Origin of the sequence: Nocardia niigatensis NBRC 100131, assembly GCF_000308655.1 — a bacterium.
GTDB classification, from domain to species: domain Bacteria; phylum Actinomycetota; class Actinomycetes; order Mycobacteriales; family Mycobacteriaceae; genus Nocardia; species Nocardia niigatensis.
In genome coordinates, this window is the sequence record NZ_BAGC01000009.1 from 1 (window position 1) to 24414 (window position 24414).

1 protein-coding gene is annotated in these 24414 nt (G+C 71.9%); it reads left to right on the forward strand.

Annotation, left to right across the window (positions count from 1 at the left end; translation table 11 throughout):
- Positions 1 to 20 precede the first annotated feature (20 nt).
- Positions 21 to 24365, forward strand: coding sequence for a toxin glutamine deamidase domain-containing protein (locus ON33_RS04250; RefSeq protein WP_218001368.1), 24345 nt, complete (start codon positions 21 to 23; stop codon positions 24363 to 24365).
- Positions 24366 to 24414 lie beyond the last annotated feature (49 nt).

Here is a 24414-nt window from a genome sequence, read left to right on the forward strand (position 1 = left end):
CCGCTCAGCCCGACGCGAGCGTGCCGGCCCACGGCCTGTCCCCCCAGAGCGCCCCCGGCGCGGCCCCGCACGACGCGTCCTCCGCCTCCGGCCCGGCCGACACCCCGATCGCCGCCTCCTCGAGCGGAGCCGCCCCGGTCGCGACCCCCTCCGTCGCGGCCGACCGCCCGACTCTGGCCGCCGCGTCCCCGGCTCCCGCGCCGGCCACTCACGCGGCGAGCCCGCAACACGGCACCTCCACCCCGGAAGCGCGCCTCGAGGCCCCGCGTAACACCGCACCCGACCCCCGCCCGGTTCCGGCCCGGGCCGGCGACGCCACCGGCACCGGCCGCCCGGAAACCGCTCGCCCCCAAGCCGGTACGGACGCCCGCCCGCAGGCAGGTACCGACGCTCGCTCGACGGCCCGCCCCGAAGGCGCCGAGCCCGGCCGGAGTCTGGCCTCCGAGCACCCCGAGCCCATCGTCACCGACGCCGACACGATCCCCGCCGGCCAGCAGGCCTCGGACCGGACCGAACCCCGTGACGCGATTCCGGCCGGTGCGGATCGCCCCGTGACGACCGACCTCGATCTGCCTGCGAGCCAACGGGATTCCGCTCTCGCTGAGGAATCCGAACGGCCTGCCGTCGGACACGAACCCGAACCGCCCTCGGCCGATTCCGAGCCCCGCGCCGGTGCAGCCCGCGAGCCCGTCGCCCGGGACGAGGTCGTGCCCCCGGATCATCTTGCGGAACAGTCGGATTCGCCGGAAAGCGCACCCCGTGCCGACGCGGAGGAGATCGTCGAGCCGGGCCCCGAGGATGGCTCCGCAGCCCACGACCCGTCCGCCCCGCGCGAAGGCGACGAGACGCCCGATCCGGCAGCTGCTCACGACGACCCGGAGCACCCGGCCACCACGGATCACGAGCGATCGCCATCGCGGTCTGAGCGGGATGAGACCCCGCGAGAGCCGTCCGACCGCCCTGCGCAACAGCCGGATGCGAGGCAGCCCGAGGCCGAGCATGCCCGAGCGGACGAACCGCGTGCCGCCGACGGCGAGGCCCGCCCCCACCCCGAGTCCGAGGTCGAGCCCCACCCGGGCATGGACGAGCCGGAACCGGTCGCCGACGGGGGTGAGCCCACCACGCGTCCCGAGGCGGAGGACGCGCCGCCCGCCGAACGTGAGGACGGCTCGCGCACAGACGATCCCGCTCTCGCGAGTGACGACTCCCGTTCGCGTGGCGACGATCATCCGTCCGAACCGGACGCGCGCGCCCGTGATGACGCACCCGCTCATGTTGCCGATCGGCCGGAATCGACCGGATCTCCCCGTGATCCTTCCGAGGGGCAGACACCCGGGCATCCCGGCAACGAGCTCGGCGCGACTCATCCGGCGAGCGAGCGCCCTGCGGGCGACGGTTCGGTGAAACCGGCTGAGCGCGACCATGATTCCGCGCAGAACGAGGATCGTCACGACGTCGGCGCACCGAGCGACGGTCTTCTCGTCGCCCCGATCCCGTTCGGCGATCATCCGGCCCCGCGCGGCGCAGAGCAAGGTACCCGGCACACACCGGCCGGGGAGCGCGTCCACGAAACCACCGGCGGCGAGCGCAGTTCGGAGCGCGGCGAATCCGCCGAACGGCCCGCCGAGGGCCGCGCGGGCGTGCCCGAACGCGGCGATGGCGCGGCGGCGCACCCCGGCCACCTCGACGAGCCATCCGATGCCACTGCCGCGCAGCGTGATTCGGACGAGCCCGCACCGGCCGACCCGCGGCGCGGCAACTGCGGCGCGATGTCGCTGGAGCTGTTGAAGCAGCTGACCGGCAATGACTCGATCGTCGTGCCCGAGCACGAGATCGGCCCGGAGGGCATGTCCGCCAAGCAGCTGGTGGCCGCGGCGGGCGGCCGGCTGCGCACCTTCGGCGATCACGACGCCATCGCCGATCGCCTGCGGGAACTCGGCCCCGGCGCCGCGGCCCTGGTCGTCGACCACTACGCGGGTCCCGTCGACGAGCACGGTGTCGGCGCGCACGCCTACCTGCTGGTCAACGAGGGCGGCGAGATCGTGGTCAAGGACCCGGTCGCGGGCCGCGAGCACGGCCACCCGCCCATCGTCCCCGTCGAGACGAAGGGCACCCACGCCGTCCTGTTCAAGCCGGACGGCAGGGCGGTGGACCCGCTCAGCATCCGCACCCGCCACGGCCTCGACCCGAAGTTCGCACCCCACCAGCATCCCGAAACACCGCAGGCCGCAGACGATCCCGAGAAGCGAGGCGAGGTCAAGGACGCCGAGCCCGAGCACATCCCCGCGATCGGGAAGGAACCGGTTCCGGACCAGCGCGTCTTCTCGGACAAGGTCCGCGACGCCGTCGCGTCCGGCGAGGTCTCGTCCGAACTGCTCAGCGAGGGCGCCATGCGCCGCGCCGAGCGGGTCGAGCTGGTCACCTTCGAGGACGGCACCCAGCTCATCCGCAAGACGGTCACCGTCCCGTCCCACGCCGACGCCGAGCATCTCGCGGCGCTGGTGGGCCACGCGGCGGGCGCGGATGTCCCGCGCGTGCACTGGGAGAGCGAGCGCGTCGTCTACATGGAGGTGGTGCCGGGGGAGACCGCGAACGACCACCATCCGCGCGAGCTGAATCCGGCCGCGCTGTACCGCGATACCCCCCAGGGCCGGCGGATGGGCCTGTTCGACGCGCTGATCGACATGCCGGACCGCAATGCCGCCAACTGGATGGTCCGCCCGGACGGCGGCATCAGCGGTATCGACCACAGTCTGGCCTTCGGCGGCGGCCGCCCCGGGAGCGGTCCGAGCCAGTTCGCCACGCACTTCACCGAACGAGGTGCGGACGGCGGAACCGTCTGGCACGACCACGATCTCACTCGCTCCGAGATCGCCCAGGTGCGTGAGCGGCTGGATGCCCTGAAGCCCGAATTCGAGCGGATGGGTCACCCCGACTGGCACGAGGCCATGCGCCAGCGCCTGGATCGGATCGAGGAGCACGCCCGTCCCGACCACGAGGAGCACCCGCTCACCTCGCATGAGGACGGTGCCGCGGCCAAGCAACCGGAGGACGACCACGCCGGAGGCGGTGCGGGCGACGGCGCCGATCACACCCACCACGGGCAGGACGAGCCGTACAAGCCGCCGTCGGCCACCGAGCCCGCGGAGCGCCCGAAGGTCTTCCCGGAGGAAGTCCTGGATCCCGGCGCGGCGCCGGACATTCGCGAGGAAGGCTTCGAGCAGGACAAGACCCGCGGCGCGATCGTCGAGGAGATCGATCCGTACGGGAGCCGAGTGGTCCTGCGGGACGGCCTCATTCACACGGTCGACGACAAGCCCGTGCACGAGTACCTGGCGGAACGCTCCCGCGCTCGCGCTCTGGAGCACGCGGAGAACTATGGCGGCAAGAAGGAAGGCCCCTGCAGTGCCCTCGCGATCGACCTGAAGACGGGTCTGATCACCGAGGGGGTGAACGGCCGCGGGACCGATCTGATCGACGAGCGTCACCTGCATCCGCTGCTGCGCGAGAACTACCGCGCGCTCGGCGACTGGCAGCACCCGGTCATGAGCTCCGAGAACACGCATGTGCAGGCGCCGCTGATGGGTCCGGATGGCAAGGGCCTCCGGGGTCCCGACGGCAAGGTGCTGCTGGGCCCCGACGGCAAGCCGGCCAAGGGCGACTGGATCCTGCAGGGGCAGGCACACGAGGACAAGCCGCTCCGCCACGCCGAGGTGAAGGCCGTCAACGAATTGCTGTGGGAGCGTCAGCGCACCCACGAGCAGGAGTGGCGTGACCGGCACGGTGCCGATTCCACCCCGCCACCGCTGAGTCGCGAGGTGCTGAAGCAGCTGCGCTTCGACCCGCGCTGGATCGCCGAGCGGACCCACAATGGCGAAATCCTGCACGTGGGAGATGCGGCGCCCGCATGCGCGAACTGCAGCTCACTGCTGCACGACATCCCGAGCAACGCCGGTCGAATTCTGTTCAACGCCAAGGACTACCGATCGAACCTGCCCGATGGCGTGATTCCGCCCGAGATCCCGCACGAGACCACCACCGCCACTCCCGAATCCGTTGCCACCACCCCGAAACCGGGTGACGGTGAGGCCGACGGTCCGACGGCCCCCGGCCACGAGCCGGGCGATGACGACCCGGCCCCCGGCGCGGGCGGGCGCCGGCCCGCTGGTCCCGAAACCGGCGATGGCGGGGCGCAGCTCGCGCCTCCGGAGTCCGAGGAACCCGCCGGGCACTCCGGGCGATCCACACCTGTCGAGACACCGGAAGCCCCGCCGCAGCCCCGGGATTCGGTACGTCGCGATGAGGATCTGCCGTCCCAGGACGCGGTGACGCCGGAGCAGCAGGCCGTGCGCGAGCTGGTCTACGCGGGCGAGGACGACCCGCGAAAGCTGTCGCAGGGCGCCGACCCGCGGCTGGTGGCGGTCGGGGAAGTGCTGGCGCACACCGAATCCGGTCGCGCCACCCTCGCGGCCCTGCACGAGGCCGGGGTGACGGTCCGCCTGGTCGACGGCGGGGGCGAATCGCCCGGCCACTCCTACGATCCGGCCCGTCGTGAACTGATCATCGATACGCATGAGCGCGGTGAACTGGATCAGGCCGCGGCCATCGTGGCGGCCGCCGCGCACCTGGAGGCTCCCGGCGCGCAGTCCAGCGGGTCCGATCCGGTTCGTGGCGCCGCCGAATCCTTCGGCAGGGAAACCGCATTCGTACATGAGCTGCGGGACGCGGGCTACGACCCCGGCCGCGGCCCGCTGCACGATACCGCGGACAGCACCTACACCGAGGGTGTCCGCGACACCTACCAGAGCGCGGCCGACGCCGCGGTCGACCGCGCGCGGGCCGCCGATCCGGACCTGTCGGCGGAGCGGGCGCGCGAGATCGCGCACACGGCGGGCGTCGAGGCGCTGCTGGCCGACGACCGTTTCACCGGTGGTGGCGGCGAACACCGTGCCGATCCGCTGGCGGACCACTACGCCGAATCGCCCGCGGCGCGCGACACCGTGATTCGCGACGCCGCCGATCCCGCGCACGACCCGGCCGGCGGCCAGGAGCCCACTCCGGCCCGCGCCGAGGAGCCCGACCCGCGTCGCGACGACGCGTACTGGGACATGCGGGAATTCGCGTTGAACCACGCGTCGGGCAGTGACGTTTCGCGGTGGGCGCTCGAGACGTTGAGCCGGCACGGCGTCGACCTCCGGGTCACCGACGATCCGGCCGCCGCCGTGACGGCCGGGCCGAAGGGCCGCGCGGACCGCGGCCCGCTGGCCGGATACGATCCGGCCACCAATACCGTGGTGCTGCACCGGGATTCCTCTCCCGCCGAGCACGCGGCGGAACTGGTGCGCGCCGCCTCGGAGGTGGAGGCCCGCGCGCGGGTGGAGGGTCCGCTCGAGCGTTTCGCGCTCACTCGCGACGAGTACGTGCGCACCATGCTGGCCCGTCAGGCCGAGGCGCTGGCCCTGGCCTACGAGCACAATCGCACCGCCCCCGGTCCCGCCGACGGCGCCCGCCCGCGCCCGGCCGATCCGCTGGAGCGTGCCTACCGACGCGCCCACGACGAGGCGCTGCAGACCGCGCGCGATGCCTACCGCGGCGGGAACGCCGCGACCGACCGGATGCTCGAGGCCGCCGCCTACCGGGCCGGTGTCCGAGAGGTCGAGACGCGGCTCGCGGCGGACGGCCCGCGCGTGGAGGGCCGCGATCCGGCGGCCGTCCATGCCGCGAATTGGGATCGGGCGCACGGTATTCGGGAGTCCGGCGAACCGGTGCGGCCGTCGCGCCCGGCCCGCGATACCCCGCAGGCGCGCGATCGGCGGGCCCGCGAGTACGCCGAGGAGATCGAGCAGCTGCGCGGGCTGCGTGACGCCGGGTCGCCGATCCCGGTCGGCCCGGCCGAGCGCGCCTACCGTGACGCCCAGGCGGCCGCTGCCGAGCGGCCGCACGCCTCCGAGTCCAGCGTGCGCGAGGCCGGACTGACCGCGCTGCGCCGCTATCTGGAGCGCACCGGCCTGCACGACGCCGAGATCGCCTTTGACGTGGCGCGTACCTTCGGCGAGTCCGGCGACACCCATTGGGGCAACCCGAACCTGCGCGACCTGCTGTTCCCGGCCGACACCGTGCACGAGCCCGCCGCCGACGGCCCGCGCCTGTCCGAGGAACGGGACCGTGCGCTGGCGCGCGAGGTCTCCGAAATCCAGATGAGCAACGTGCGCAACGGCTTCGAACGCCTCACCGACAATGTGGTCCGTTTGCCGGACACCACCATCACCGGCAGCCGCCTGGTCGTCTACGCGGGCGAGGGCGGGCATATGCGGGCCCTGCGGGAGCTGGCCGAGGCTCATCCGCGGTACGCGGAAGCGCTGACGAACCCCATGGTGCGCATCGAGTATCGCGAGATCCGCCCGGACGGCGAGCACGGCGCCTGGGTGGAGAAGATCCATCCCGATGTGGCCGAGGGCCCGATGCGCCGGCCGACGCCGGACGAGGCGATGGGCGAGATGCTCGCGCACTACCTGCGCTACCGGGAGGACGGCCGGGTCAGCGTCGGTTTCGACGAATGGATGCGCGGCCTGGGCGACGACGCGTTCGAACCGACCACTCGGCCCCGTCGTTCCCGCCTGCGCGGCGGCGAACCGCCGGTGCGGCTCTCGGACGGCTTCATGGCGGCCGGGCACCGGATGGCCGAGCGCACCAGGGCGCTCGATCACCCGCACCCGGCGGCGGTCGCCCGCGATCTGATGAACCGCCAGGTCGAGCTGGGACCGCAGTCCGGTCCCGACGCCCACCGGTACCGCTCGCCCGACCGGTTCACCCTGCATGAGTTCGAGGTCGGCTCGACCACCCTGCGCCTGTGGCTGGAACGGGACGGCGAAGGCGGCTGGCGGGTGCCCGCCGCGACCGGCAAGCGTGACATGTCGGATGCGCTGGCGACCCGCTTCCAGGGCATGCGCGATCGGGATCCGGTCAAGCTGGCCAACCGGATTCGCGACATGCTGCAGGACGGCTCGGCCCCGCTGCACGCCACCGAGCCGGAGCGGGCGCGCTCGCTGTGGCGGCGCATGACCGACCGGTTCACCGGCCGGGGGCCCGAAGCCCTCAGCGGCCGGGGGCCCGCAGCCCACGACGGCCGTGGTCCCGAGGCCCCGGCGGCCGGTCCGCGAGAAATGACGCGCCCAGGCGAGCATCCGGGACCGGAGAGCCCGGCACAGCGGCGCGGTCCGGCAGAACCCGACGCGGCCGCGCCGCACGATCCCGCTGCCGATACCCATGAGCCAAATCTCGACTGGTCGCCGCGGCCCAACGACACATGGTCGGGCCTGGACCACGGCGAAATCGCGAAAAAGCTCGCGGCGGACTGGAAAGTCCAGGTCACCGGCTTCGACAAGCACCTCGACGTGGAGGCGCTGCGCGAGTACGCGCGCGCCGTCGAAGAGATGTTCACGAACTTCCCCGACCCGACGCGGCGGCCCGGCATTCACGTCGGCCCGCTCGAGGAGTCGCACGTTTATGCCGAGACCACCCCCGGCCGTCTCGAGAACGGCCGGATCAGCGTCGAGCGCATCACCCTCAACGAGCGCTTCGCGCACAAGCCCGAAGATCTCGCTCGCCGGGTGGCACGCGCCGAGGACGCCGGCTACCTCGCCCCGGGATCGGCCGAGCGCCCGGTGTATTCGACGATCGTGCACGAATTCGCGCACGCCCTGGACTTCTCCGGCGGCCTCGACGCCCACCACCTGGCCTTCGACGCGATGATGCGGCACTACGTCGAAACCCGCGGCAGCCTCGACGGTTTCGAGGACTGGTTCAACGACCAGCGCGGTTACGCCTTCGACAAGCACGGCCAGTGGGATCCCGCCGAGGCGATGGCCGAGGCGTTCACCGACGACGTCCTCAACGGCGCGCGGGCCACCGAACAGTCGAAGGTGCTCAGCCAGGCCCTCATCGACGCCCACCAGGCGCGCGCCGATCGCGCCGCGGAACCCGGCGGCGGGGACGACCGCACCGCCGAACCTGCCCAGCGCCGCGGGCTCCCCGGCGACGAACCCAGCGAGCACCGAGCCGACCCCGATCCCCGGGGCGGCGACATCCCTGGCGAAACACCCTCCACCCCAACGGATGTCGGCCACAGTGACTCCTGGCTGGAGAAGCAACGCGCCATCCAGGCCGACTGGACGGCGAATATGGCCGAGCGGCGCGCCGCGTTCCTGCGCGAGATCGCCGATCTGTACCCGTCCGGCAGCGAAGAGCGCCGGATCGCCGACTCCCAGATCGAGGGCGCTGCCTGGGAGGCCCGGATGGCCGCGCAGCGCGCCGATTTCCTCTGGGAGATCGCGGGCGGCCGCACGGAGGAGTCTCCCTCCGCCGCCGCACGCGACACGAATGCCCAAACGCCCGAGCCCACTCCGGCCGCCGGTGTGGGGAAGGGCACGGAGAGCAGGCAGCCCACCGGACCGGACCCGCGGGCGAGCTGGGCCGGACTGGATCCCTCCGGCGCCGGGGCGGGCCGCGGCTCGGGCGGCAACCCGCCGACCGCTCCCCACGCGGGCGCGGGCGATCACGAATCCCCCGATACCGGGAAGGGCTCCGAGGGCAAGCAACCTGCGGGGCCGGATCCCCGGGCGGCGTGGTCCGGATTGGATGCCGAGGGCGCCCGCCAGCCCGCGGAGGCGGGGCAGCGGGGCCCGGATCCGCTTGCGGGCCAGGCCGGTTCGGACCCGTCCCGCCCCGGCTATACTCCGACCCAGCCGGATCTGCCGGCGCAGCCGCACAGCACCGAGGCGCAGCCGCAGGGTGCCGAGGTCCAGGTGCACGAGGCCCCGACGGCGGAAATGGCCGCGCCGGAACCGCCCGCGCGTCCGATTCCGGTCGATCCGGTCCTGGCGTCTCCTGCCCTGCGCGCGGCGGCGGAGCATCTGTTCCGCGGCGCGCCGCCGCCGGGCGTCCGCGAACACACGCCGGGCGAGAGCGAGTACGGCCGCCGCCTGAGCGAGGCACTGGGCGTGGACCGGGCGATCGGCAAGAACCGCGACCCGCTGGCGTCCCTGCGGGATGTCGCCGAGAACGCGCGTGCCCGTGGTCGTTTCGGCGATCCCGAGGGCAATGTGCCGCCGCGTCCCATGCGCGCCGAGGACTTCGGCCATCTCGAGGGCCCCGAGCGGTTCGATCCGCAGCCGCGCTCCGAACATGTGCCCGGCGAGCCGTCGCGAGCGCTCCCGCTGGAACCGTGGTCGGAGGTCAACCGCCCGGTTCACGGTGAGCCGCGTGCCCTCACTCTCGACGAGCTGCGGCACGAGCTGGCCGTCCGGCTGGGTCTGCGTGCCGAGGACGTGACTCCCGAGCACATCTCCGAGACCGTCGGTGATCTGCAATACCGGAACCTGTTGCGCGCCGGTGCGATCGAGGCGCTCAGCGACGCGGTCGACCGTTTCGACCGCGCCACCGCCTGGCGCGAGCGCGAGCGTTTCGCCGCGAATCGCGATGAGTGGGCCCGCCTGCTGGGCATCGACTCGGATCGGGTGGCACCCGAGCACGCGCAGCGCACCCTCGCCGAACTGCGCGCCGACACCTTGCGCCGCGCAGCGGATGTCGCGGATCTGTTCGCCGCGACCCACCATGCCCAGGATCCGGCGGCTGCGAAGCATCTGGTGTTGGAGTCCGACGGCCACCGGATACACGTGGAGGTCACCGAGGACAGGCACGGCAACCGCCGTTTCGAGCCGGCCAAGCGCCCCGATCGGCCGGTCGAGGCCAAGGAATCCCCCGCCGATCCCGAAGAGCGGCGGGGCCTGATGCGACGCGCCTGGCGTCGCATGATGAAGGGATTCCAGCCGCACACACCGAAATACATGTCGGGCTCCGGCTACGACAGCAAGGGCCAGTCCGAGCTGGTCCATCTCGTCGGCGACGTGATCCACATGGATTACCACGAGATCGATTCGGCGAATCCGGCCCGCATCGTCAAGGAGGCCGCGACCCTGCTGAAGGTGCGCGAGCAGATTCCGCTGCTCCGGCGCACCACGAGCCGGGTCGAGGATCTCTCCGCCCATATCCATCCGATGCGGACCCGCGACGGTGGCGAATACCAGCCCTGGCGCACCGAGGTCGATCACCGGTGGACCCCGGAGGAGCGCCGCAGCCATCAGGAGAGCGTCGATCTCTACCACCTGAACCACCCGGATCACGCTGTCGAAACCCCTGCGCCGCAACATGTTCCGGAGAGCGAGGCGCCGCCGCCGGACCGCCGAATGGCCGCCGATGTCCCGCAGCCGCTGGCCGACGCGTCCGCCGCCCGGGACGCGGCGCTGGTGGACCTGGTCCGGCTGGCCGCCCGCCACAACATCGACCTGACCGAAGTGGACCGGGCCACCCTGCACCGCGCCGTCCGCGAGGCCACCTATGAGCTGATGCGCCGCGCGGGCGCGATCGAGGCCCTGCGCGAGGTATCCCAGCGATTCAATGAACTGGAAGCGCTGGTTCCGTCCCGGGAAGTCAGCATCAATGACAAGGATCCGCTGGGCCGCTTCGTCCGTGAGGTCCGCGAGGTCAAGGAACAGCAGTACCAGGAGGAGCGGGCGGCGCGCCGCCGGGAGCGGGACGGGGTTCCGGACGACACCCCGATCCGGGCCTACCAGCCGCGCAAACCCCGCGTCACGGCGCTGGACGCCGATGGCGTCAACAATGGCGGCGAATGGGCGCGCCACTTCGACGATCCGGACCCGGACCTGCCGCTGCGCGAGGAGGGCAAGCTCTTCGAGGACGCCCTGCGGCGCGACCAGATTCGTGAGGAACGCTCGAACTGGGCCCAGCTGCTCGATGTCGGCCTGGACCAGTTGGAGCCGACCGAGCGGGATCCGAACCAGCTGGCGCACACCATCGCCGATCTGCGCATGCAGGTCCGCGACGATCGCGCCAACCTGCTCGAATTCGCCGCGGCGGTAGAGCATTTCCAGCATCTGGACGCCGAGAACAAGTGGCTGAGCAACCAGGTCGTCGATCGGTCCGCGCACGCCTGGCTGGAAGCGCACGGCGGCACGATGCTGGAAGACGGCGTCGGCGTGCGCCCGGGTGAGCGCCCCGGCGACCCCAACCGCCTGGTCGTGATTCGCGGTGACATCGATCACGACGTCCGTCTCGCCGACGCGCTGGTTGCCCACCCCGATCTGGCAGCCCTGCTCAATAGCGGTGAGCTGCGGCTGGAATACCGCGTCATCCACCTGGACGACGGCTACGTCTCGGTCCGTGAGGCGGAGGCCCCGCAGGTTCGCTTCCACGAGATCGAGGTGAACGGCGAACGCACCCCGGTGCTGATGGCCCGCGAGGGAAGCGAGCCGTGGCGGGTGGTGCATCCCCGGAGCGACGAGCACGGGTCCCACGACCTCGCTGGTGTGCGGCACGCGCCCGAGGAGGTCGAATCCGCACCCCGGCAGTCCGCGCCCCGCGATCCGGATGTCGTTCGCGCGGAACGCAACGAGGTGGCCGCCCGGCTCTCGACCTACCAGATGGACCTGGGCCGCAACCTCGAGGAGACGATCAATGCGCTCCACCAGGCCAATATGCTGCGGGCGGCGCAGGTCGAGGGCATGGCGGACTTCATCCGCAGCAGCGACGCCATCGACACATTTCACGACCTCGACAAACGCCTCAGTTATCTCGCGAACTCTGTCGGGGTGGATCCGGAGCATCTGACGCCGGAGCGCGTGGCCGAGGCGATGACGGACCCCAATGTCAGGAAGGCGGCGCGCGCGCAGCGGATCGAGGATCTGCTCGACTACGCGAAAGCGTTGCGCGACAACGGCAAGCACAACGGCGGCGCCGAGGCCGTCCTGGCCGCGCGCGACCGGCTGGCGCGCCGGCTCGGCATCGATCCCTCGGAGCTGTACGCGAACAAGCACGTCATCCCGAAGGAGGGCCGCGACAAGGGCGAGGTCGTCGGCTATGAGCCGGATCCCAAGAGCACCAGCACGAAGGCGGTCGTCGACGCCATCAACGATGTGCTGGAGCGGTCCGGCCGGCAGCCGGAGCTGCTCGGCGCGCTCGCCGAATACGCCCACACGCTCGCCGGACTCGATCCCTACCGGTCCGGGATGCGCTTCGACCCGAGCGCCGATCCACGCGCCGCCGACGGCGTGGTCCCGATCCACGACCCGGACGCGCCCGCGCTGCTGGAGCGGCTGATGCACGAATCCCTCGGCGAGCCACCGATTTCCGACGTGCTCTCCCATGCGTCGGAGGCGTGGTCGCATCTGCTCGGGGTGGATGTCCACGACATCGACGCCCAGGTGAAGCTTTATCGCGACGAGCTGCCCCAGCTGCACGACCGGATCTCGCCGGAACAGCTGGACAAGATATTGCGCGGCAGGGCCGACAAGGCGGATCCGCGTGTGCTGTACGCCGAGTACTTCATGGGCGTGGATCCCGAGCACGAGCCGCTGTCGGCGAAGGAACTGAACGGGCTGGTCCACCAGGTCGAGCATGCCCGCTACAGCCAGGTATACGAGGTCTACCGCGACGGCAAGATCGACAAGCACGAGCGGCCCGAACCGAAGCAGCTGGACGCGCTGATCGAGAAGATGCGCGACGAGATCGCCACCCGTGACGCCGATATCAAGGAGCTCTACCGGCTCGCGAAGGAACACGACGACCTCACCAGCAGCGCGCCTCCCGAAACATCTGGCACGCCAAGGGAATTGGCGGCAGATCTGGCCGAGGCGAAGCAGCGGCTGCTGGCCGCCGCCGATGATCGTGAGCATGCCAAGGGACGGATGTGGTTGCAGGACACCCGCCCGCTCGCGGACGGCGATCTGACGCCGGAGCACCTGCGCGGCACCGTCGAGTACTTGCGGACCCGCACCGCCGAAGAGGGCGGCCATCTGGTCGATTACGAGACGCGCATCGCGGATCTGGAGCGGTCCGCGCGGGAGTTCAACCAGGCCGAGCAGCGGGTGACGGAGCTGGAGTCCGCGCTGCGCTCGGCGGTCGAGGACGGCGCTGGTCCGGCGGCGGGCCCGGTCGAGGCATGGCAGCGCGAAGTCGAGAACGCGCGCGCCGATCTCGCGGGCACCGTCGACACCACGCCCGGGCCTTGGCATTCCGGGGATCTGGATCAGGTCATCCGCCAGGTCGAATCGATGGCGAAGGCCTCGCGGGAGTCGGGCACCGCCTGGCCGCACGAACTCGAGCCGGTACGCGATGCCGTGCACCGCTATCAGGCGGCGCGGGAACACCTCGTAGAAGCCGAACACAACGCGCTCGAGGCAGAGCGGGCGGCCGAAACGCCGCACCAGCGCGCCGAACGCGAACTTCAGGACGCGCGAGCGGATTTGGCCCGCACCGAGGCGGCGCGAGACACGGCCCTGTTCGGACAGCCGCTCAGCGAGCGGGAGCTCACCCGCTCCTGGATCGAAGCGACCCGCCATGAGCTGGGCGACACCCCGCCCGGGGAACTCACACCCGAGGACCGCGCTCGCCTGGCACTGGCCGATGCCGCCGAACACCACCTCGACGCCCGGGATCGTGTCTCCCGCTGGGAAGCCCAGCTCGATCACCTTGCCGTGGACCCGGCCATTGCCGCCGACACTCCGCGCACCGCCGCCGCCCGCGCCCTCGACAATGCCCGGACCGGCCTCGATGCCGCCATCACCCGCCTCGCCGAGGAAACCGGGCGCGACATCACCGTCGCCGACCTGACCCGCGACAACGCCCCCGTCACCTTCGCCGCGCTCGACGCCGAGATCCCGCGCCACCCGAACGGCGATCCCCACGGAGCCGTCACCGCGCTGCGCATGGCCACCGATGCCTTCCATCGCGCGGACGCCTTCGCCGACTTCATCAAGGACCACACTCCGCCCGACGACCCCCGCCGGGCCTACGCCATGTCGCACGATCCGGAGCCGGGGGCCGAGCCGGCGGCAGCGGCCGTTCCGGTTGCGCACGAGTCGAATGCGGCTCAGCAGCATGGCTCGGGTACGACGCCGCGGGATCCGCGACTGGACTTCGCCATGCCGCGCGAGCCGGAACCGGCTCAGCAGCAAGCTTCGAACGCCCACGAACAGTGGGAGCTGGTCGGTTCGCCGGAACCGCATGTCCCGCCCGACGCGCGGGTCGAGGCCCGCGTCGAGGAGCTCGCTGAGCGGGCGCGGCAGGCCCGCGAGAAGGCCGCGGCCAGTCGCGCCCGGCTCGACGACCTGGCACGAGAGCTGGGCATCACCGAGCCCGAGGCGCTGTCCGGGCGCGCGCTGGAGCGTGCCGTCGACGAGGCCGGCGGTGCCGAGCGGGCGGGCGGCGAATTCGCCACATACTTCGATCAGAATCTCGAGGCGGCGCGCCTGAGCCGGGAAGCGCACGCCCTGGCCATCGAGGATGTGCTGCGGACCGAGGCCGAGCACCCGCTCGACTCCGGCATCGGCCTGAAGGGCGATCCGCCCTCCGTCCTGGTGGTCACCGATCGCGCCGACCCGAGTCACGTCCTGAACCCCGACCTGCGCGCCGCGCTCGCCGACCGGGACGTCCCGGTCGAATATCGCCGCGTCCAGGTGGCCGATGACGGCTCGATTACCGTCCAAACCCTCCGTCCGCCAACAGATCCGGGTGCGGCCGAACACGGCTCGACCCCGGAGCGTCCGGCTCCGGAGGGTCCGGCGCAGCGCCGCGTCCCGGTGGCGGAACACGTCACCCTGCCGCATCATGCCGAGGACCCCGCCGCACACACTCCGGCGGAACATGATTCGAGCCGCAGCGGCGAAACCGACCACAACGCTGGTGATTCCACGAGCCACGACACCGCTCCCGATTGGTCGCCGCGCCCCGACGACGCCTGGTCGGTCCCAACGGGTCCGGCCGAATCCAGCGGCTCCTGGCTGGAGCGGCAACGCGCCATCCAGGCCGACTGGGAAATGCGGATGGAGCAGAAGCGCGCCGAGTTCCTGCGCGAAGCCGCTGAGTTCTTCGAACCCGGCAGCTTCGACCGCTTCCGCGCCGACTTCGAGGCCGATCATGCCGACTGGCGCGCCCGCATGGCCACCCACCGCGCCGATTTCCTCTGGGAGATAGCCGGCGGCCGCCCCGAACCCAACCCCGCAACCGCCGAACTCCCGCGCCCCACCCCCATAGTCCACGACCCCAACGCGGCAACCGTCGAACCGCCACGCCCGGAGTCCACGGTCCACGACCCCAACGCCGCGACTGCCGAACTCCCGAAGTCCGAGTCCGCGGCTTCGGATCCGGAGATGGCGACGGTTCAGACGCCGCGCAACGAGTCGGCGGTGCACGACCCGAACGCCGCGACGGTCGAACAGCCGCGCCCGGACTCAACGGTGCACGACCCGAACGCGGTGACGGCCGAACTCCCGAAGTCCGAGTCCGCGGCTTCGGATCCGGAGGCGGCGACGGTCGAGGTGCCGCGTTCTGAGTCCGCGGTGCACGACCCGAACGCCGCGACTGCCGAACTCCCGAAGTCCGAGTCCGCGGCTTCGGATCCGGAGGTGGCGACGGTTCAGACGCCGCGCAACGAGTCGGCGGTGCACGACCCGAACGCCGCGACGGTCGAACAGCCGCGCCCGGTCTCGACGGTGCACGACCCGAATGCGGCGACGGTCGAGGTGCCGCGCCCGGGGTCCGCGGTGCACGACCCCAATGCGGCGACGGTCGAGTTGCAGCAGGGTGGTGCGGTTGCGCCGCATGAAGCGCCGACGGCGGAAGTCGCTGTCCCGCACCAGGAGACGGACCCGGTGGTCGTGCCGCGCGATCCGGTGGAGGCGTCCCCGGCGCTGCGTGCCGTGTCGGAGTATCTGGGCCGTAGTGCGGCCATGCCGGGCTTGCGCCCGCATTCGCCCGAGGAGCGTGAGTACGGGCGTCAACTGCGGGACGCGCTCGGGCTGGGCCGGGCGCTGGGAAATCGCGATCCGCTGGCGGCCTTCCGGGATATCGCCGAGAATGCCCGCGCCCGTGGCAATTTCGGCGATCCCGACCGCGGTGTGCCGCCGCGTGCGACGCGCGCCGAGGACTACGGCCGTCTCGACAACCGGGAACGGATCGCGCCCCGTCGCTCGGAGCCGATACCCGGCGAGACCCCGCGCAGCCTCCCGCTGGAACCGTGGTCGGACGCGAATCACCGGACGGCGCGCGATGAACCGCGCGCGCTCACCCTCGATGAACTGCGCCAGGAGCTGGCCGCCGAGCTGGGCCTGCGCCCCGAGGACCTGGACCCCGCGCACCTGTCCGAGGTCGTCGGCGAGCTGCAGTACCGGAACCTGTTGCGCGCCGGTGCGGTCGAGGCCCTGCGGAACGTGATCGACCTCCACGCGAATTCCCATCCGCGCGACCACCAGCGCCTCGCCGAGGCCCGCGACGAGTGGGCCCGCCTGCTCGGCATCGACCCGGCCCGGGTGCAGCCCGAGCATGCCGCCCGCACCCTGGTCGAGCTGCGTGACGAAACCCTGCGCCGCGCTTCGGATGTCGCGGACCTGATGGCCGCGACCCACCACGCCCAGGACCCGGCCGCCGGGCAGCACCTGGTACTCGAGTCCGACGGCCACCGCGTGCACGTCAAGGTCACCGAGGACGCCGCCGGCAACCGGCACGTCGAGGTCGTCGACCGCCCCGGCCTGCCCGACGCGCCCAAACACGCCGTCGCCGCGACGGAGTCCGCCAAACCGGGCCTGATGCGCCGTCTCTGGAACCGCTTGAAAGGCGGATTCGATCCGCACACACCGAAATACCCGTCCGGCTCCGGTCTCGACGGCCAGGGTCAGTCCGAGCTGGTCCACCTCGCGGGCGATGTGTTCCACGAGGACTGGCACGACGTCAAGGTGAACCCCGCCCGCATCGTCAAGGAGGTCGTGACCATCCTGAAGGTGCGCGAGCAGATGCCGCTGCTCGAGCACCTGACGCGCAAGATCGCCGATGTCTCGGCCGATATCCGTCCCATGCGCACCCGCGACGGCGGCGAATACCAGCCCTGGCGCACCGAGACCGACAACCAGCGCAGCGCGGAGGAGCGTCGAGCCCACGAAGAGAGCGTCGCGCTCTTCCGCCTGAGCCATCCCGACGACTACGTCGAAACCCCCGCGCCGCCCAAGGATCCCGACTCCGAACTGCAGGCGCCGCCGGAGCGCCGCCTGGCCGACGATGTGCCGCAGCCGGTGGTCGACGCCCTCGACGCCCGCGATGCCGCCCTCACCGAGCTGGTGCGCCTGGCCGCCGACCACGGCATCGAGCTGACCGACGCCGACCCGGCCGCGCTGCGCCGCGCGGTCGACAACGCCACCTACGAACTCATGCGCCGCGCCGGCGCCATCGAGGCCCTGCGCGACGCCTCCGAGCGGTTCAATGTCGAGGCCGAGGCGGTTCCGTTCCGGGAAGTCAGCATCAATGACAAGGATCCGCTGGGTCGCTATGTGCGCGAGGTCCGTGAGGTCAAGGAGCTGCAGCGCCAGGAGGAGCGCGCGGCGCGCCGACGGGAACGGTACGGGGCCTCGGAGGACAACGCGGCCCGATTCCTCCAGCCGCGCAAGCCCCGTGTCACGGCGCTGGATCACCCCGGCGTCAACAATGGCGGCGAATGGGCGCGCCACTTCGACGATCCGGAACCGGATTTCCTCCAGAGCGAGGAGGGCCGGCTCTTCGAGGACGCCCTGCGGCGCGACCAGATCCGCGAGGAGCGCTCGAACTGGGCGCAGCTGCTCGGGGTCGGCCTCGACGAACTGATCCCGACCGAGAAGGATCCCAACCAGCTGGCGCACACCATCGCCGATCTGCGCATGCGGGTCCGCGACGATGCCGCCGCGCTGCTCGAATTCGCCCAGGCGACGGAGCATTTCATCGGCCTCGACAATGAGGCCCACGATCTGACCCGGCAGCTCAGCGACCGCACCGCACACGCCTGGCTGGACGCCCACGGCGGAACCATGCTGGAAGACGGCGTGGGCGTGCGCCCGGGTGAGCGCCCCGGCGACCCCAACCGCCTGGTCGTGATCCGCGGCGACGACGACCACGACGCCCGGCTCGCCGACGCCCTTGCTGCCCATCCCGATCTGGGCGAACTGCTCAATCGCGGTGAGCTGCAACTGGATTACCGCGTCGTCGGCGCGGACGCCGACGGCCATGTCGTGGTCCGCGAGGCCCAGCCGCCCCAGGCCCGCTTCCACGAGCTGGACGTGAACGGCGAGCGCACCCCGGTGCTGATGGTGCGCGAGGGCAACGAGCCGTGGCAGGTGGTGCAACCCGGCGAGCACGGACCGCACGAGCCCGCGACCACGCCGCACACCACCGAACTGCCCGGCGCCGACCCGGCGCACGCCGTCCCGCGTGACCCCGATGTGGTTCGGGCCGAACGCAATGAGGTCGCGGCGCGGCTGTCGGTCTACCTCATGGACCTCGGTCCCGAGCCCGGACAGCTCGCGGAGACCATCCGGGCGCTGCGCCACGACAATGCCCTGCGGGCCGCGCAGATCGAGGGCATGGCGGACTTCATCCGCAGCAGCGATGCCATCGACAACTTCCACGACCTGGATCGCCGGCTCAACAACCTCGCGCACACCCTGGGCGTGGATCCCGAGCACCTCACCCCGGAGCGGCTCGCCGCGGCGATGGGCGATCCGGACGTGGCCAAGGTCCGCCGCATGCAGCGCATCGAGGATCTGCTCGATTACGCGAAGGTGCTGCGCGACAACAACGACGCCAAGGCGGTGTTGGAGGCGCGCGACCGGTTGGCGCGCCGGCTCGGGGTGGATCCCGCGGAGCTGTACTCGTCCAGGCACATCAAGGATGGCGACGGCAAGATCGTCGGCTACGGGCCGGATCCCAAGAGCTCCAAGCCGAAGGCGTTGCTGCATGCCATCAACGATGTGCTGAAGCGTTCGGGCGAGCGCCCGGAGCTGCTGGCCGCGCTGGCCGAGTACGCGCACACCATCGCCGAACTCGATCCCTTCCGGTCGGGCATGCGCTTCGACGCGCGGACCGATCCGCGCGCGGCGGACGGCGTGGTCCCGATCTACGATCACGACGCGCCGGCGATCCTGAAGCGCCTGATGAGCGATTCCTTCGGTGAGCCACCGGTTTCCGACAATCCGTCGCAGGCTGCGGGGGTCTGGTCGCGGCTGCTGGGCGTGGACGTCCACGACGTCGACCGCATGGTCCAGCTGTATCGGGACCGGCTGCCCGAGCTCCACGATCGGCTCTCGCCCGAGCAACTGGAGAAGGTGCTGCGCGGCGGCACGCCGGACCCGCTGCATCAGCCGCTGTCGCAGGCCGAGCTCGACCAGGTGGTCAGGCAGGTCCGGCACGCCCGCTCCGCCGAGGTGTACGAGGTCTACCGCGACGGCAAGATCGAGAAGCATGAGCGGCCCAAGCCCGCCGAGCTGGCCGGGCTGATCGAAGGCCTGCGCGAGGAGATCCGTGCCCGCGAGGCCGATATCGACGCCCTGCAGCGGCTGGCCGACGAGCACAACAAGCTCACCGAGCCCTGGCGTCCGCCGGAAGTCCCGCGCACCCCACGGGAATTGGCGGCCGACCTGGCCGCGGCGCGGCGGGACCTGGCCCTCGCGAACGCACACCGCGAGCAGGCCAAGGACCGGATGTGGTTGCAGCAGAACCGGCCCCTGGCCGACGGCGATCTGACGCCGGAGCATCTGCACGGCACTGTCGAATACCTCCGGACCCGCACCGCCGACGAGGGCGGTCACCTGGCCGATTACGAGACCCGGATCAGCGATCTCGAGCGAGCCGCCCGTGAGTTCAACCAGGCCGACCAGCGGGTGCGGGACCTGGAGTCCGCGCTGCGCTCGTCGGTCGAGGACACCGCGCGCCCGGCGGACACCCCCGTCGAGACGTGGCGGCGCGAAGTCGACAGCGCCCGAGCCGATCTGGCGGCCGTGGTGGACGCCTCGCCGGTGGTCTGGCATTCCGGCGATCTGGATCAGGTCATCCAGCAGATCGACTGGATGTCGAGGCTGCCCGGTGACGCCGGCGACGTCTGGACTCCGGAGCTCACCCCGATCCGCGACGCCGTGCACCGCTACGAGTCCGCGCGCGAATTCCTCGGCCTGGCCGAGCGCGACGCGGCCGCGGCGGCACACGTGGCCGAGACCCCGCACCAGCGGGCAGAGCGTGAACTCCTTGCCGCCCAGCAGGATATGGCGGACGCCGCGGCGGCGGGCGACTCCGAGCGCTACCGCGACGCCCAGGATCGGGTCTCCCGCTGGGAAACGCAGCGCGACCACCTCGGTGTGGACGCCGTCATCGCCGCCGACACCCCGCGCGCCGCCGCGGCGCGCGCCCTCGACAACGCCCGCACCGCCCTCGACAACGCCATCATCCGCCTGGCCGACGAAACCGGTCTCGTCGTCACCCGTGACGACCTGACCCCTGCCGCCTTGGACGCCCTCGAGGCCACTGCTTCTCGCCATCCCAACGGCGACCCCCACGGTGCCGTCACCGCGCTGCGTCACGCCACCGAATCCCTCCACCGTGCAGCAGCTTTCGCCGACTTCATCAACGCTCACACCCGGCCCGACCCCATCCCGGACCCCCGCGAGGCCTATCGCAGGCACCCCGAATCCGACCTCGGCGCCGCGATTCCGACTCCGCCGCGGGACCCGCGCGAGGCGTATGCCATGCCGCGCGAGTCGGACACAGGCGAAAAGAGCGCCATGGCCGCGACTTCCGATTCGCGCGAGGCCTATCGCATGCCGCCGGAATCGGATTCCGGTGACCCGGGCGCGACCCCGGCCACCCCTGATCCGCGTCAACCCGGTTCCGGTGATCACGGTGCCGCCGCGGCGAGGCCGGATTCGCGCGAGGCGTATGCCATGCCGCGCGAGTCGGGCGCGGTCCTGCGCGAGCCGGAGTCCGGTCATGGTGAAGAGCGGAACCTGTCCGAACCGCAGCAGCCCGCGTCCGATCCGCAGCAGCCCGCGGGCGGCGTCGCGACCGATCCCGCTGGCGTGGATCCGGCGGTGGCACAGCATGGTTCGGAGCCGGTCGGTGGGTGGGAGCCGGTCGGTCCGCCGGAGCAGCACGTGCCGGTCGATGTGCGGGTCGAGGCCGAGATCACCGAGCTCATGGGTAAGGCGCTGACGGAGACCGACGCGGCCGCGGCGGCCCACCGGGCGCTGCGAGACCTGGCGCGCGACATGCACGCGCAGGCCCTGCGGAACGACGAGACCTTGACGCCCGAGCAGCGGAACGCCCGTCTGCGCGAGGTGGAGAGCCGGCTGGCCGACATGTCGGCGGACCAGCTGTCGCGCGATATCCGCGAGGCCGACAGGGCCGAGATCGAGGGCTACCAGAGTTGGTGGCAGGGCGAGGGCGTCACCGGCGCGGGGCACGGCCCGTACTGGCAGAAGGTCGCCGCGGCCGAGGCGCGCATAGCCGAGCTGCCGAACATTCGCCGCGCCGCGGCGGGCCATCTCGACGCCTACCGCGCCCACTCCGAAGCGGCGTTCCGCCTGCGCGAACAGGCGAACCACCAGGCCGCCGAGGACATCCTGGCGAACACCACCACGCGCCCGGTGGGCCCGGGTGTCGGCATGATCGGCAACCCGCCCAAGGTCGTGGTCGTCACCCACCTCGACGACCCCGGCCACGTCATCGGGTCCGAGATCCGAGACGACCTCGCCTCCAAGGGCGTCCCGATCGAATACCGCCGCATCCACGTGGCCGACGACGGCACCATCACCGTCCAAACCGTCCGTCCCCCAGGTGATCCGGGCACCGCCGACCCCTCCGCGACCCCGCCCAACCGTCCCCCGAACGACCCCGCCTCTGTGGCCGCCGCCCCGCCTGGTCGTTCGTCGGGTGACCCGGGCTCTGTGGCCGCGACTCCGCCTGGTCGTTTGTCGGGTGACCCGGGCTCTGTGGCCGCGACTCCGCCCAGCCATCCGGCGGGCGAACCTGCCGCTGCGACCCCGCATGCCCCCTCCTCCCGGGCCGAAGGCGAAGCCGGGCCGGAGGCCGCCGGGAACGAGCAGAGTGGTGAGCAAGACGCCGGTGTGGATCCCGCCATGGTCGCCGCGGCGGCCGCCGCTCAGCATGGCGCGGTGCTGTACGAGGGCAGTCTCCCGCCGGGCGACGACGCGCTGTACCGGGGTATCCCACGCCTGCTCCCCGACGGCAGCACCAACCCGGCCTATCTGAACGCACTGCGCGGCATCGTGAGCGCGCGCGGCACCCTGGACCTCGACTACGACGGCCACACCTCCCACCTCGGCGCCGAGAGCGACGCCACCTCCTGGACCCGGAACCCGCGCATCGCAGGCCATTTCGCCGAGGGCGACGGCCTCATCGTGGAATGGCGCACCGGTGCCCCGCCGGAGGGCGCCACCTGGCGCTTCAAGCCGATCTACGATCTCCCCGACGAGTTCTCCCAGGTCCTCATACAGGGCACCCTCACCGAGGTCCGCGCCACCCGCTACCTCCCAGAGGCAGCTCCGGCGACTCCGCCGCCCGTCCCGCACGAGGCCCCGCCGGCCGCAGCGGCGGCCCCCGTCAATGAACGAGCCGCAACGCCCGTGCAGGAAGGCGAGCGACCCAATCCGACCGGGCCTCAGGCGACTCCGCCACAACCGGTCATCCTGCACGAGTCCGGCATGCCCGACAGGTCGGCGGTCGGGGAACCGCCCGAGCCCCGGCCTGCCCACGAGGAATCCCGCCAATCCCCGCTGTCGGGTCGCGGACCCGCGGTCACGCACGACATCGGTGACTCTGCTGTGGATCCGAGCGAACCGGTGGTCGAGGAGGCGGCCGGGCCCGATGAGCTTGGCGCGCACACGAACCCGCTCCTGTTGGACGAGCAGGTCACGCCAGAGTCCGAGGCGGATTCGGGACGGCCAGCAGGGCCGGTCGAACCCGAGCAGGGTGGCGGCGCCGCGGTGCCGAACGAGAACCAGGCGCACGGAACCGAGCCACGCCCTGAGGATGCCGAGGAGCATGAGGGCGATGGCGGCGCGGAGAACGGGCGTCGGGTAAACGTCGTCAAGCCGGAGACCGAGGCAGGGACGCAGGCCGGACACGATGACGGAATTGCGGACGGTGACGACGGAGCGGGCACCGGCCCGGATTCGGGTGATGGCCCGCCGCACGATGATTCGGGTCATGACGAGGAGGAGCCGGGCGGCGGCTCACCCGAGCGCCGCAACCCCGTCTGGCGGTCGCATGTGCCGCATCCGCCGCGACCGTTCAATCCGACGTTCCCGAACTACACGCCGCAGCCGTCGCAGCAGCCGTACCCGTGGACGCTGCCGCCGGACGACAACGATCCGAACAGCCCCGGCGGCCCGAACAACCCTGGTGGGCCGAACAATCCGGGCGGGCCGAACAACCCGGGTGGACCCGGCTACCCAGGTGGGCCGGGTTATCCGGGTGGACCTTCACAGTCGGGCGGCGCGGTACCGTCGCGCGGCCCGCATTCGCCCACGGATCCGGGCATGCCGCAGTGGCTCACGCCCCCTGCGCAGCCGCCGCACATCCCGACGCCGCCGGTGGCCCCGCCGGGCGGCTGGCCGCAGATCCCGGGCGCGAATAATCCGGGCTGGCATCAGATTCCGGGGACGCCGTGGAGCCGGAATGGTTGGCCGGAGGCCCCCGGAACCTCGAATTATCAGGGCGCACAGCAGGACCCGGGTGATTGGCAGCAGAATCAGGGTGGCTCGCCGCAGGCGCCGTCGGGCCCCAATGGGAATGGCCCGCACGCGCCCGGCTCGCCGGGTGGCGGACCGGTCGGCCATCCGTCCGCGCCGAACGGGACGCCGCTGCAACCTCCCCATCTGCCGAGCGGCTTCGCGCCACCGAGCCAGGATCCGGGCAACGGCTGGAACAGCCGCTCCGCCAATGGATCCGGTGCGAACGGCATGCCGGGCGGGTTCCCGGGCGGCGCGCCGATGGGCGGCGGCACACCCGGCGGACAGCCGGGTGGGGCGGCCAACGGCCGCGGACGCAGCTCGAGCCGCTTCCCGCGTGCCTCGGCCCCGGCCTCCGGCGGCGGCAACGGCATCTACCTGCGATCCCATTCCGGCTACGGCGAATTCGCGACCCTGGACCCGAACACCGGTGATTTGCAGTCGATCCCGGTGGGCGTGGGCGCGCTGGCCGGCGTGTACGACAACCTGGAGGGCCTGCGGGTGATCTTCTACCGCGACCGCCAGTCCGGCCTGGTGCTGCGCATCGGCGACCAGGCCTTCGAAGTGGACCGCCTCGGGGCGGAGGTCCGCTGGGAGCGCACGCAGCACGGCTACAACCGCCTGCTGGTCGGCGTGGCCGGGAATCAGCAGTGCGAGGTGCGCTATCGCACCGTGCCCGCGGACGCGGACCTGGGTCTGCTGATCCGCGACGTGCTCGCCGATCCGGAGCGCCGGGCGGGCATCTTCGGATGATCGTCAAAGGCTCGAACGTGTGAGTTCGCCGATTCTTATGGTTTCGGCA